Annotated in this window: 12 protein-coding genes; 5 read left to right on the forward strand and 7 right to left on the reverse strand. The window is 30.9% G+C overall.

Features of this window, described 5'->3' with window-relative positions:
• The first annotated feature begins 175 nt into the window (after positions 1-175).
• On the forward strand, positions 176-1,732 hold the full coding sequence (locus tag FHR24_RS03360; protein WP_167183850.1) for a helix-turn-helix domain-containing protein: 1,557 nt from the start codon (positions 176-178) through the stop codon (positions 1,730-1,732).
• A gap of 39 nt (positions 1,733-1,771) precedes the next feature.
• On the opposite strand, the gene FHR24_RS03365 is transcribed toward FHR24_RS03360, so the two are convergent.
• On the reverse strand, positions 1,772-2,416 hold the full coding sequence (locus tag FHR24_RS03365; RefSeq protein WP_167183853.1) for an NAD(P)H-binding protein: 645 nt from the start codon (positions 2,414-2,416) through the stop codon (positions 1,772-1,774).
• A 209-nt stretch (positions 2,417-2,625) separates the two neighbouring features.
• On the opposite strand from FHR24_RS03365, the gene FHR24_RS03370 reads away from it, so the two are divergent.
• Positions 2,626-3,465 carry a helix-turn-helix domain-containing protein gene (locus FHR24_RS03370; protein WP_167183856.1) on the forward strand — a complete coding sequence of 280 codons (840 nt, stop codon included), beginning with the start codon at positions 2,626-2,628 and terminating at the stop codon, positions 3,463-3,465.
• On the opposite strand, the gene FHR24_RS03375 is transcribed toward FHR24_RS03370, so the two are convergent.
• Positions 3,462-4,340, reverse strand: coding sequence for a bile acid:sodium symporter family protein (locus FHR24_RS03375; RefSeq protein WP_167183859.1), 879 nt, complete (start codon positions 4,338-4,340; stop codon positions 3,462-3,464). The two genes, FHR24_RS03370 and FHR24_RS03375, sit on opposite strands and share 4 nt — an antisense overlap.
• 166 nt (positions 4,341-4,506) lie before the next feature.
• On the opposite strand from FHR24_RS03375, the gene FHR24_RS03380 reads away from it, so the two are divergent.
• Both FHR24_RS03380 and FHR24_RS03385 read left to right on the forward strand, forming a co-directional pair.
• Positions 4,507-5,055 (forward strand): carboxymuconolactone decarboxylase family protein, encoded by a 549-nt coding sequence (locus FHR24_RS03380; protein ID WP_167183862.1) that lies wholly within the window; start codon positions 4,507-4,509, stop codon positions 5,053-5,055.
• A gap of 109 nt (positions 5,056-5,164) precedes the next feature.
• Positions 5,165-5,533, forward strand: coding sequence for a hypothetical protein (locus FHR24_RS03385; protein WP_167183865.1), 369 nt, complete (start codon positions 5,165-5,167; stop codon positions 5,531-5,533).
• 68 nt (positions 5,534-5,601) lie between these two features.
• Here the strand turns inward: FHR24_RS03385 and FHR24_RS03390 are convergent, their stop codons facing one another.
• The 5 genes from FHR24_RS03390 to FHR24_RS03410 form a co-directional block, all read right to left on the reverse strand.
• Entirely contained in the window at positions 5,602-6,321 is a 720-nt protein-coding gene (locus FHR24_RS03390; RefSeq protein WP_167183867.1) for an HvfC/BufC N-terminal domain-containing protein, read from the reverse strand.
• Positions 6,308-7,138 carry an HvfB family MNIO-type RiPP peptide maturase gene (locus tag FHR24_RS03395; protein ID WP_167183871.1) on the reverse strand — a complete coding sequence of 277 codons (831 nt, stop codon included), beginning with the start codon at positions 7,136-7,138 and terminating at the stop codon, positions 6,308-6,310. The genes FHR24_RS03390 and FHR24_RS03395 overlap by 14 nt, the downstream gene beginning before the upstream one ends.
• Positions 7,139-7,206: 68 nt before the next feature.
• Positions 7,207-7,632 carry a hypothetical protein gene (locus FHR24_RS03400; protein WP_167183874.1) on the reverse strand — a complete coding sequence of 142 codons (426 nt, stop codon included), beginning with the start codon at positions 7,630-7,632 and terminating at the stop codon, positions 7,207-7,209.
• 21 nt (positions 7,633-7,653) lie between these two features.
• Positions 7,654-9,372, reverse strand: a complete 1,719-nt coding sequence (locus FHR24_RS03405) for a DUF255 domain-containing protein (RefSeq protein WP_167183877.1) — start codon at positions 9,370-9,372, stop codon at positions 7,654-7,656.
• A gap of 141 nt (positions 9,373-9,513) precedes the next feature.
• The gene (locus tag FHR24_RS03410; RefSeq protein WP_167183880.1) at positions 9,514-11,040 is read right to left on the reverse strand and encodes a carbon-nitrogen hydrolase family protein; all 1,527 of its coding nucleotides are present in this window, start codon (positions 11,038-11,040) and stop codon (positions 9,514-9,516) included.
• A gap of 218 nt (positions 11,041-11,258) precedes the next feature.
• Here FHR24_RS03410 and rpoN point away from each other — a divergent pair, with 218 nt between their 5' ends.
• A complete protein-coding gene (rpoN, locus tag FHR24_RS03415; RefSeq protein WP_167183883.1) occupies positions 11,259-12,713 on the forward strand; it encodes an RNA polymerase factor sigma-54 in 1,455 nt (484 codons plus the stop codon).

The raw sequence follows: 12,713 nt of genomic DNA on the forward strand, positions 1-12,713 counted from the left end.
AATATTAAAAATGTAATATTTAGTTGTTTTTATTGCGATATTGTCACAAATCTATCATTTAGATTGGTAAAAAGTATTGTCTAGTACTATACAATAACTTTACAGTTGCTTTAGTTGTTTTAAATAGGAATATTATAATCCTTTAGAGTTTGTAAAATTGGTTACATTGCTTACTATGAAAAAAATATTTTGTTTATATGTTTTGGGGATTGTTTATTTCTTGAATAGTTATGGAGCAAATCTTGGTATTGTTAATGACTTTCAATTTATTGAAGAACAAAATAAGGATACGATAGCTCTTGGTAAAAACAACAAAACTGATCTGGTTCAATTCCATTTAGAAGCGGCTGATGTACATAAAAATAAAGGGATGTATGCGGTTGCTTATGAGCATTTGTGGGAAGCTTTACTATTAGCAAAAGCAGAAAATAATTATAGAGGAATAGCAGCAATTCATAACGAGCTAGGTATGTTGTATGGTATTTATAATAAAGAAGATAAGGCGATAGAACATAAGATATTAACGTTAAAATATATAAAGAAAGATACGGTAGAGGGGAGGCGTAAATCAAATAATTTAAGAAAAGCTTATTATAGTCTGGCAGTGCAGTATAGGAAGGCAAAAAACTATGATAAGAGTACTGTGTATTTAGATTCTTGTTTATACGTAGAAAGAAATATTCCTGATAGAATGGATCGTAATGCTTATGTTTTTGCAGAAAAAGGAAATTTACATTTGTTGCAAAATAATTTAAAAGAAGCCGAGCTTTTTTTAATAAGAGCAAAACAGTTGTTGGAAGAAGAAAATAGACATTATTTGGTTGTAGTGTATTCTTTTTTGGGTGATTTGTATACAAAAAAAAACGAGGTTACTAAGGCTCTTTATTACTATGAAAAAAGCCTGAATGCAATATTGGTTACAAATTCGCATACAGATTTAAAAACCGATATTTTGCAAAAAATAGCCTCTATTTATAAAAAACAAAATAAAGTTGATAAAGCCTATTACTACCTAGAACAATCTACTAAAATAGGAGATAGTTTATTTGGTATGCGAAACAAAAATAACAGTGATCTTTTTGAAATTAAAAATAAATACAAAGAGGCATTGGTAAAAAAAGATGCATATATAAATCAACAAGAAGATGTTATTGAAAAGAAAAAACAAATTCAGATCCGATTGATTTTTGCTATCGCAATTATTCTATTTATTTTAATTGTTTTGATATTACTTTTTTATCATAAAGCAAAGGTTAAAAGATTAAAAGCTGAAAAAGAAAAGGTTGCTTTAGAAATTAAGCACGACAAAGAAAAAATAAATGTTGTACTAGAGAGCAAGAGTAAAGAGTTAACCGTTTCTGCCTTACAACTAATAGAAAAAGATAAAAATATAGAAACTTTACTGGAGGCTTTAAAGTTAAATGCTCCCGACACTTATAGAAAAATACATAAAGAAATAGTAAGAGGAAATAAAGATTTATGGGAGAGTTTTAATTTGCGATTTACAGAGGTAAACACAGATTTTTACAAACGATTAAGAGATAAACATGATGAGCTAACACCAACAGAACAAAAACACTGTGCTTTAATTAAATTAAAATTTGATAGTAAAGAGATGGCTAAGCTACTTAATATATCTGTAAATAGTGTTCATATATCTAGACATAGAATTCGTAAAAAAATAGGCCTTGAAAGAGGAGAAGATTTAAGTAATTATATTTCTAGTATATAAAAATAACAGCCCAAGAGTTAACTCTTGGGCTGTTAATAATTATGAAAGCAAGCTCTGTATTGCTTTTTTTATTGGAGTTTCACCGCTGTGTAAAGTGATAACTTTGTGGTGTGTAGCTTTGTTGTTTAAAACTTCTAATAAGGTGCTAGCTACATCTTGTATAGAGTTTTCTCCTGGGTGTTTAATGTTCACTTCTATTTTTCCAGTTCCTTCCTTTTCTGTTAAGGCACTTGGTTGTACTATGGTATAGTTTAAACCACTATTTTTAACCAGCCATTCATCAGAATAATGTTTGGCTATATAATAATCTTTTAGTTGGTCAAAACCTTCTTGTTTCCATTTGTCTGTTTCTAAAGAGAATACAGAGCTAAGCATAATATATTGTTGTGCGTTTTTGTTTTTTGCAAGTTGCATGGTTTTAACAGCTCCATGTAAATCTATTTCTAATAAGTTTTGAGCTCTAGATCCAGCAACAAAATAGACAGCATCCAAAGTATTGGGAGTAATTTCTTGCATGTCTTTAAGTTCGCCTGTTAAATTTAAATTTATTTGAGTGTAATTTTTGTTTATAAAAAGCAGTTCATCTTGTCTAGTGGTTCCTATTACTTCATGTTGGTTGTCTAATAATTTTTCTGTTAAAATTTTACCAACTCTACCGCTTGCTCCTATTACTAATATTTTCATGTATCTGTTCTTTTAAAATTAAATAATAAATTTTTGTTAGAATAAATAATCCTATTTACTTTATAAATAAAGATTCAAAAAGGATACCAGAGCATAGGTGATTAAGTTGATTGTAATCAATCAATAAAAACTATTTTAATAGATAGGTTAAGGTAAAATGTTAACTCTCTTATTTTTTACGACCAAAAAAAAACGAAACTAAAACACAAATGGCACTACAAAATATTAATACTTATAGTTATAAAGATATTTTTTCTTTAAGTACCGTAAGCTTTGAAACTGCTTGTGTATTCAATCAGCCAGAACAGGTAGATACTTATAGTATTTATTGGATAAAAAAAGGAAGTGGTTTTTACAATATAGATTTTAAAAGATATGAGTTTAAAGATAATGTGTTGTTTTTTTTATCTCCAGGCCAAGTTTTTAATGTAGTATCTGAAAGTATAAAAGAAGCTTATAAAATTAGTTTTGTAAAAGATTTTTATTGCATTCAAACTCATGATAAAGCAGTAGCTTGTAATGGAGTTTTGTTTAATAATGTGTATGATACACCTTATGTAAAGCCTTGTGAAAAAGATACACAGAAACTAAGTTTTATCTTAGAAAGCCTAGAAGAAGAGTTTCAAAAAAATGAGGTTGCACAATATGATATGTTACAAGCTTATTTAAAACAATTTATTATACTATCTGTTAGAATTTTAAAAGAATTAACTCCTTTTAAAACCGATATAGAAACCAAGTTGTTTAAAGATTTTAGTTTACTTGTAGAGCAAAATTTTAAAAAAATGCATACGGTTTCTGAGTATGCAGAGCGTTTAGCTTTGTCTCCAAAATCATTGACTAAAAATTTTAAGAGAGTAGGAGCAGAATCTCCAAGTGATTTTATAAAAAACAGAATTGTACTAGAAGCTAAACGTCAATTAATTTATACAGATGTACCTGTTAAAGAAATAGCGTATAATTTAGGGTATAATGATGCCGCTTATTTTACTCGCTTTTTTACCAAGGCAGAAAACAAATCACCCTTACAGTTTAGAAAAGAATATTAACGTAAAGAAGCTTTTGTTTTGTTACGTTTGTTAATAATCCACATTAAAAGTGCACCTGTTATATACATCCAAATAGAGTAAGCAGCAGTGGGAATAGCCATTTCTATGTTGTTTAATACAGTGGTTGCTACAACAATACCTAGTGTTGCATTCTGAATTCCTCCGTCTACCCCTACAGAAATAGAATCTTTATCTTCTAGATTGAATAATTTTGGAATTAAAAAACCAAAACCAATAATACTAAGGTTTAACACAAGGGTTACTAGTCCTACAGCTTTTAGAGCGCTACTTACTTTCTCAAAATTAGAAGCTATAAGACCTATCAATATAAGAGCAAATATAATAGTAGAAGCAATTTTCATTGGTTTTATCATTTTAGAAGCAAAGGTGGGTTTGTATTTTAAAATTATCATACCTAAAGAAATAGGAATAATAGTGATGGTCGTAATTTGAAAAATAGTATGTGTAATTGGTAGTTGTATGTTAGACTCTGTTTGTGTGTTAAAATATGCTAGTGCAAAAGAAGTTAAAAGGTGGATAGATAAAATACCTGTAAAACTAGTAACGGCAGTTAATGTTACAGATAATGCTAAATTTCCGTTACATACTTGGGTGATAATGTTGCTGGTCGCCCCTCCTGGACAGGCTGCTAAAATAATAAGACCTACAGCTAATGTATCACTTAGGTTAAAAGCCAGAGCTAAAATAAAAGCAAGTAAGGGTAAAAGAATAATTTGATTAAAAAGACCAATAAGAACAGCTTTAGGTTGTTTAAAAATTAGGGTAAAATCTTTTAGAGTTAAAGACATTCCCATGCCTAACATAATAATAGAAAGAGATAAAGGTAAAAATACTTTTAGTAGTAAATCAGCCATATTGTAGAATATAATTAGGGGGTTATATTGTTACAAACTTAAGTTTTTTAAGGGGGACAGCAATCCAAGTGCTAGGAACTTTTGTCCATTTTTATAGGAAGGTATCGGTTGCATCTTTGTAGTGTCAATAAGACATAACAATATAACAACATAAAATATAAAAATTATGAGCACAAAAATTAAAACATTAAATCCGGAAACAACAACAGGAGAAGCAAAAGAATTATTTAATGCAGTAGAAAAAAAATTAGGGTTTATTCCTAATTTAATTAAAGTGTTTGGAAATTCTCCAGCTACATTAAAAAGTTATTTGTCTTTAGGTGAATTAACGGCAAGCGGAAACTTTAGTAATAAATTTAGAGAACAATTGGCTTTGGCAGTTGCAGAAGAAAACTCTTGTAATTACTGTTTGTCTGCACACACAGCTATTGGTAAATTAAATGGGCTAAGTAAAGAACAAATAATTGATAGTAGAAAAGGGCAAGCAGAAGATATTAAACAACAAGCTGGTTTGCAGTTTGCACAAGAAGTTACTGTTAAAAGAGGTGTTGTTTCTGTAGAGGCTTTACAGGCTGTAAAAGAAGCAGGTTATACTGATGAGGATATTTTAGAGATTGTATTAAATGTGGTGTCTAATACATTAACAAATTATGTGAATCATATTGCAGATACAGAAATTGATTTTCCTGTAGTAAAAGCTGGAGACTTAGTTTAAAAAAAATCAAGATGTCCAAGTGCTAGGAACCTTTGTCCATTTTTAAAGAAGGGAGTCCGTTGCATCTTTGTATCAGAATCAAAAATAAATCATTTAAAATAATTAGAACATGAAAAATTTAGTAGTAGGGTTGTTAGTTGTAGTAGGAGCTATATTTACAGCAAATGCGCAAAGTAAAGAAGTTAAAACAGTAGCTTTAGAGCAAACAAAAGGAGAGTTTACTCAAAAATCAATTACCTTATCAGAAGGGACTTATGTATTTGAAATCGCAAATCACAAAGTAGGAAAAGATGTAGGTTTTGTATTGGCTCCTAAAGGAAAAACAGACGAGGCAAATCATATTAAAAATGCTTACGTTACTTCGCTTGTAAAAAACAACACAACAGGGCATTCTAAAGAGGTGAAATTGGAAAAAGGAGAATATGTTTATTTCTGTCCTTTAAATCCAACTCCGCAATATACATTAGTAGTTAAGTAATTAGTTAGCTATGTTTAAGATGTAAAAAGCAGTAACAATTAATTTAGTTACTGCTTTTTTAAATAAAGTTAGCTAGTGAATATTAGTTTTGTAGATGTAGCCTTATTTATAAAGTCTAAAAAAGCTGTTTCAATAATTTCATCTTGGGCATATTTTTTTAAAATTTCTTTAATCTGAATATCTGTTAATGGTTTTTTTGATAAACATTCAATTACGTCAACAAAAGGAATAGAAAGGTTGGTAAATTGTACATTTCCTGTGTCTGGATCTCTATGCATACAAATAAAATAAGTTCCTTTGTCGTCTTTGGTTATTGTATTTGCATTTTTTAAATGGACAGGGTAATTTACCATCATCATATCCATTTCTGGATTTAACACATAGGTTTCAGGAGGTGCTTTATGGTGTGGAATGTCAGGCATCATAAAGACTTCTACTTCTAACCACTCAAAGGTTAATAAGTTTTCTAAAAAAGGATATTGCTTCGTTAGTATAAGTTCAGTTTCTAGAATGTAGTTTTTAAATTCTTCTGGCATCATCCATATTTGTGGACTTTGTATGTTGTAGTAGCTAAAAAACCGATGCACCAATAATTCCCAATCTTTGGGGTCTAGTAATTTTTGAGTAAGCGGGTATGCTGTTTCTAAACTATCTAACACGTTGTTAAAAACCAAACGTCTGTAATGGGTTAAGTTTTTTTGTACAGCACCCTCTATAGTTACAGAATTTCCTGTTCTACAATAAGTGGCTAATTTACTTTGGTGTTGATGTGTTTTAGCTAGTAACATGAGCTGTGTGTTTTAAACTATTTGTTTTAATATTTTGTAACTGACTCATTTCTTGTTGTAAAATTTCCAATTCTGGAATGTTAAAATCACGTTCTAACAATACAGGTACATCTCTATCTAATTGTTGCATGGCAAAACCAAATAAGTCGTAAACAGGGTCAATAATATTTTCTCCATGTGTGTCAATTATCAAATCTTCTGATACTTGAGTGTGACCTGCCATGTGTATGTATTTAACTCTTTCTAAATCTAAGTTTGCTAAAAACTCTTTAGCGTTGTACTGATGATTGAAACTATTTACATAAATATTGTTTACATCTAATAAAAGGTTGCAATCTGCTTCTTTAATAACGTTGTTAATAAACTCCAATTCTGTCATTTCTGCAGCAATAGGAGAGTAGTAACTCACTATTTCTATGGCAATTTTTCTTTCTAAAATATCTTGAGCCAAAGCAATGTTTTTGGCAACGTGTTTTACCGCATCAGCAGTAAAAGGGATGGGTAACAAATCAAACAAATGGGCATTGTCACATTTAGAAAAACTTAAATGTTCTGAATACTCCACGGTATTGGTATCGTCTAGAAATTTTTTGATTTGTTTTACAAAATCAACATCAATTCCTTCTGGACTTCCTACAGATAAAGATAGGCCGTGAGCAAAAAGAGGATGTTTTTCCAAAGCTTTGTCCAAAAGCTTTTTATAATACCCACCAACATTCATCCAGTTTTCTGGAGCCACTTCTATAAAAGAAGGTGTTAAAACGTTGTTGCTTGCAAAATCTTCTGCAAAGTCTTTTCTGTATCCTATTCCTACCATATTTTCTGATTTAAAATAGATGAGTCAAAATTATTTTGACTCATCTATAAAGTTATTAAGAGAGGTGCTTATTTTTTCTCACCACACTTTGCATCTTTCGCTTTTGCTTCACCACATTTAGCATCCTTTGCTTTTGCCTCTCCGCACTTTGCGTCTTTCGCTTTTGCTTCTCCACATTTAGCATCCTTTGCTTTTGCCTCTCCGCACTTTGCATCTTTCGCTTTTGCTTCTCCACACTTTGCATCTTTGGTCTTTTTCTCACCACATTTAGCATCTGTAGTTTTCTTTTCGCCACAAGCTCCTTGAATAGATTTTAATCCATCAACAGCAGAAGATAAAAGGTTTGTAGATGTTGATAATAATTGAGTACGTACTTGTCCTCCTGTTCCTAAATAGTCAACAGATAATGTTTTTGCAGTTGCATCTGTAGTTGATACTAAAGCTCCTGCAACTAAGGTTCCTGTTAATAATGAATTCTTTGTGAAATTTTTCATGTGATTTGATTTTAATGATTATTAATTATTTTTATAAAATTCTTTTTTGAGTTCCTCCTCCGAGTATATGGGTGTTGAGCAGTAGTTTGATGTACAACTAAACAGTACGTTTTCTTTAAAACTTTTAATTAGGTTTTGCTTTTCAGTAGGCAACTCATTTAGTTTTCCTACATAAACAAGACTGTAAAAAGGAGTTATACTTTGTAAGTAATAATTGAAATGGTTTCCCTTTTCTGTGTTTAAATACACATATTGATTGGGCTCTGTTGCCAGCTCCTTTTGTAGCAATAACAAAGATGCTTCTGAGTAGTAATTTTTAGCTAAAACATCTGCCGTTAAAAATTTATAAGTGTGCTTAGCAATGTTGATGTATTCCTTATTATGGGTATAATGTCCATACCAATTAAAAATTCTAGCTAGACTAATATTTTCTTCCTTTAAAGGTTGTGTTGTTAATCCGTTATTCCCTGTAAAGCTTATAAAAGATCCGTTTTGTAGTAAAAACTTATTTTTTAGTTGTAAACACAAGGCTTTTAATTCTTGTTTGGCTTTGGTGTTGTTGATGTCGTTTTTAATAAGATTGATGAAGAAATGAGCCATTGCGATTTGATCTTTTAAACTACTAACAGTACTCTGCTTACTTCCGTGTGTGTATAAACCATTTCTGTTTTTACGTTGGTACAAGCCGTTTTCTATCGTTTTAACCTTGTTTAAATATTTTTTGTTTTGAGTTCCGTTGTACATTCTTAACAAAGCGGAACCTATAGTTGCATTGTTGTCTGTAAACGTGTTCTTATCTATGTTAGGAATTCCTAACTTTCTTCTTTCAGTATTGTTTAAAGCAAAATATGCTCCTGCGTGTCTTCCTTGTATCAAATCTGCATCTTGCGCATTGCTGTACAATCCGTTTTTGTTAGCTAAAAATGTATCTATATAGTGAACAATGTTTTTTGCTTGTTTTAGCGAGTTTTCATCGTTGTAATAGGTGTAATGCTGTAAAAATATGTTGATATATCTGGCTTGAATAGATAGCAGTTTTTCAAAATGAACATGTTCCCAATCGTTGTGTGTGGAGTACTGATACATACCTCCCCAAACAGGATCACTTAATTTTTTAGCTCCTTTTACACTGTTTTTAATCCAAGTGTTTAGGGTTAGATTTTTACGATCTAACAAGGCTTTTTCAAACGTGGCATATTCAATATATTTTTGTGCTTGATTAAATCCGCCTACCTCAATATCTAAAGATTTTATAAAGTTGTTTTCTAAGGTTGCTACTAAATTATTATTTGTGTTTTTAGTATTATTGATGGTGGTTAAATCAACAGATGTTTGTTCAGGAGATGGATCTTTAATAATGGCTTTTAACAATCTTAAAAAGTTTTCTGGAGCCATATATCCTGCTCTTTTTACCACATCTTCTCCTTTTGCATTGATAAAAATGGTTGCAGGCCATCCGTAATCTTTATACCTGTTAGATAATTCTGGATTTGCATCTTGGTCAGCCTCAACAGTAATAAAGTGCTTGTTTATATAAGTAACAACCTCCTGGTTTGTGTAAGTGTTGTTTTTCATTACGTGGCACCAATGACACCAGTTTGCTTTTAAGTTTAGTAAAATAATTTTATTTTCTGCTTTGGCTCTTGTAAAAGTTGCAGCATTTAACTCCTGCCATTCTATTGTGTTGACAAAAGAAATGTGAAAGATGAATAAGAATAAAATGGTACTAAAAACCTTCATGGTGATTCCGTTTGCAATATCTACGAGAAAGAAATCAAGATGGTTTTGTTTTTTAAAAAAATATAGAATAAAAAAATCCGATAATTGTGAAATTATCGGATGAGTTATTGTAATACAGTGTTTTATGGTTGTTTGTCTTTTTTATTTTCTTTTCAATTCATACACATCTGTTCTTCTATCTTTTAAGTTTCTAACACTACCATGTTGATTTAGTTCCTTTAAAAGGCTCAAATCTACATCTGCAATTAAAATCATTTCTGTGTTAGGAGTGGCTTCTGCTTTAATTCCATTGCTAGGAAAAGCAAAATCACAAGGAGTAAACACCATAGATTGTGCGTATTGAATGTCCATGTTTTCTACATTAGGCAAGTTTCCTACACTACCCGCAATGGCAACGTAACATTCGTTTTCTATAGCTCTTGCTTGGGCACAATGTCTTACTCTAGAATATCCGTTTTGAGTATCTGTTAAGAAAGGAACAAATAAAATATCCATTCCGTCATCGGCTAATATTCTGCTTAATTCTGGAAATTCAGAATCGTAACAAATCAAAACTCCAACTTTACCACAATCGGTATCAAAGGTTTGTATTTTGTTTCCTCCTTGCATTCCCCAAACTTTTTCTTCATCTGGAGTTACGTGTATTTTTTCGTAACGTTCTATAGATCCATCACGTTTGCATAAATATCCAACATTGTACAATTTCTCGTCTCTAATTTCGGGCATACTACCCGTAATAATATTAATGTTGTAAGAAATAGACAATTCAGAAAATTTTTGAACAATTTCTTTGGTATGCTTAGCTAGTTCTCTAATAGCTTTAGCAACAGGTAAGTGATTGTTGCCTGCCATTAAAGGAGCGTTAAAAAATTCTGGAAACAAAGCAAAGTCCGAACGATATCCCGAAACAGCATCTATAAAATATTCAGCTTGTTTCATCATATCATCTAAACTATCATAAGGTCTCATTTGCCATTGGATCAATCCAATTCTAACAACTTCTTTGTTTTGAGTTGCAATTTTTTTAGGTTTTTGGTAGTAAATATTGTCCCATTCTAACAATACAGCAAAGTCGTTAGAACCTGCATCTCCCTCTAAATATCCTTTGATAATTTTAGAAGGATGAAAATCATTAGAAATCTGAAAGTTCAACACAGGATCGTGAATTTCTTTCATTTTTACTTTTTCTATATAAGCCTTAGGGCTTAATTTGTCAGCATATTTATGGTAATTGGGAATTCTACCTCCAAAAGCAATTCCTTTTAAGTTTAAGTTTTCACACAATTCTTTTCGGTAATCATACAAACGTCTCCCCAAACGTAAACCTCTAAATTCAGGTCTAATAAACACCTCAATACCATACAACATATCCCCTTTGTTGGTGTGGGAGTTAAACGTATAGTCTTCTGTAATTTCGCTGTATGTATGGTCGTCAGAAAACGTTTCGTAATCCACAATAATAGACAATGCACAACCTGCAATGTGTCCATTTACTTTAATTACAACCTGTCCTTCTTTAAATTTACTGATTAGTGTTTTTATATGGTGTTCATCCCAATAAGAGTTTTCAAGATCATGATAAACTTCTATCATGGCTTGTTTTAATTCTTGATAATCTTTAATATCAAGATATTTTAATTCAATAGTGTCTATTTCTTTAATGTCCATTTGTTAAATATACAATTCCATAAGCCTTAGGTGGCTAAGTGGAATTTCTTGATTAAAAGTAATTAATTTTTTGATGATTTTATCAATAAAAATAAAAATGTGGAAGAATATAGGAAAATATTTTTTAATTCGGCATAAAATTTGATTAGTGGATTGCTTGTTTCTAACAAATACTTTACTTACCTTAGTTTTATAGGTTATAAGAACACCCAATTCAGATGCTAAAACAAAGCTTAAATTTAAAATTATCTCAAAAATTATCTCCTCAACAAATTCAGTTGATGAAAATGATTCAATTGCCTACTCAAGCTTTTGAACAGAGACTAAAACAAGAGATTGAAGAAAATCCTGCTTTAGAGTCTGGAAAAGAAAAAGAAGAGGATTACGAAGATTCTTATGATGATTATGCAGAAGAAGGAAATGAATCTATTTCTGCCGATGATATTAATATAGATGAGTATTTAAGCGATGATGACATTCCTAGTTATAAACTGCAAGCCAATAATTATTCTGCCGATGATGAGGATAGAGATGTACCTTATGCAGGAGGATTAAGTTTTCACCAGTCGTTAATCAATCAGCTAAATACCTTTACGCTTTCTGATGAAGAGTATGCAATTGCAGAATTTTTAGTAGGAAGTATTAATGACAATGGATATTTAAGAAGAGAAACCTTAGATATTGTTGATGATTTAGCATTTACCCAAAATATTTTTACAGAAGAAGGTAAAGTAGAAGATATTTTATATGATGTGGTTCAGAAATTAGAACCCTTAGGAGTTGGAGCAAGAGATTTAAAAGAATGTTTAATTATTCAGCTAGAAGGAAAAAGACCAACTAGAGCTGTAGAATTGGCTATTCAAATATTAGATCAGGCATTTGACCCTTTTGTGAAAAAACACTACGAAAAGTTATTGCATAAGTTTGAAATTACACAAGACGAACTTAAAGAAGCAATTAAAGAAATAGAAAAATTAAACCCTAAACCCGGAAGTTCTATTGTAGGAAATTCTAAAATTGTAGAACAAATTGTTCCTGATTTTACCATTAGAGTTGCTGATGGGGAGGTAGAGTTGTTGTTAAATTCTAGAAATGCACCGGAACTGCATGTTTCTAGGGAATATAATAACATGTTAAAAGGATATCAAGAGGCAAAAACAAAAACCAAATCTCAAAAAGATGCTGTTTTGTTTATCAAGCAAAAGTTAGATTCTGCCAAATGGTTTATAGATGCTATTAAACAAAGGCAACAGACTTTAATGGTAACAATGAGTTGTATTATAGACATCCAAAGAGAATACTTGTTAACAGGGGATGAAAGCAAGTTAAGACCCATGATTTTAAAAGATGTTGCCGAGAAAATTAACATGGACATTTCTACAGTGTCTCGTGTTGCCAATAGTAAATATGCATCTACACCTTACGGAACTAAGTTGGTGAAAGAGTTTTTCTCAGAGTCAATGAAAAATGATCAGGGAGAAGATGTTTCTACAAGAGAAATTAAAAGTATTTTAAAAACAGTGGTGGCAGAAGAGGATAAGAAAAAACCGTTAACAGACGATAAATTATCGGCACATTTGAAAGAAAAAGGTTATTTAATAGCGCGTAGAACAGTCGCTAAATATAGAGAGCAATTAGATATTCCGGTTGCCCGATTAAGAAAAGAAATGTAA

Source organism: Wenyingzhuangia heitensis (assembly GCF_011762155.1).
GTDB classification, from domain to species: domain Bacteria; phylum Bacteroidota; class Bacteroidia; order Flavobacteriales; family Flavobacteriaceae; genus Wenyingzhuangia; species Wenyingzhuangia heitensis.

Coding starts and splice junctions, on each gene's coding strand:
- FHR24_RS03360 (WP_167183850.1), top strand. CDS start 176: ATGAAAAAAATATTTTGTTTATATGTTTTGGGGATTGTTTATTTCTTG.
- FHR24_RS03365 (WP_167183853.1), bottom strand. CDS start 2,416: ATGAAAATATTAGTAATAGGAGCAAGCGGTAGAGTTGGTAAAATTTTA.
- FHR24_RS03400 (WP_167183874.1), bottom strand. CDS start 7,632: ATGAAAAATTTCACAAAGAATTCATTATTAACAGGAACCTTAGTTGCA.
- FHR24_RS03410 (WP_167183880.1), bottom strand. CDS start 11,040: ATGGACATTAAAGAAATAGACACTATTGAATTAAAATATCTTGATATT.
- FHR24_RS03385 (WP_167183865.1), top strand. CDS start 5,165: ATGAAAAATTTAGTAGTAGGGTTGTTAGTTGTAGTAGGAGCTATATTT.
- FHR24_RS03380 (WP_167183862.1), top strand. CDS start 4,507: ATGAGCACAAAAATTAAAACATTAAATCCGGAAACAACAACAGGAGAA.
- FHR24_RS03370 (WP_167183856.1), top strand. CDS start 2,626: ATGGCACTACAAAATATTAATACTTATAGTTATAAAGATATTTTTTCT.
- FHR24_RS03390 (WP_167183867.1), bottom strand. CDS start 6,321: ATGTTACTAGCTAAAACACATCAACACCAAAGTAAATTAGCCACTTAT.
- FHR24_RS03395 (WP_167183871.1), bottom strand. CDS start 7,138: ATGGTAGGAATAGGATACAGAAAAGACTTTGCAGAAGATTTTGCAAGC.
- FHR24_RS03405 (WP_167183877.1), bottom strand. CDS start 9,372: ATGAAGGTTTTTAGTACCATTTTATTCTTATTCATCTTTCACATTTCT.
- rpoN (WP_167183883.1), top strand. CDS start 11,259: ATGCTAAAACAAAGCTTAAATTTAAAATTATCTCAAAAATTATCTCCT.
- FHR24_RS03375 (WP_167183859.1), bottom strand. CDS start 4,340: ATGGCTGATTTACTACTAAAAGTATTTTTACCTTTATCTCTTTCTATT.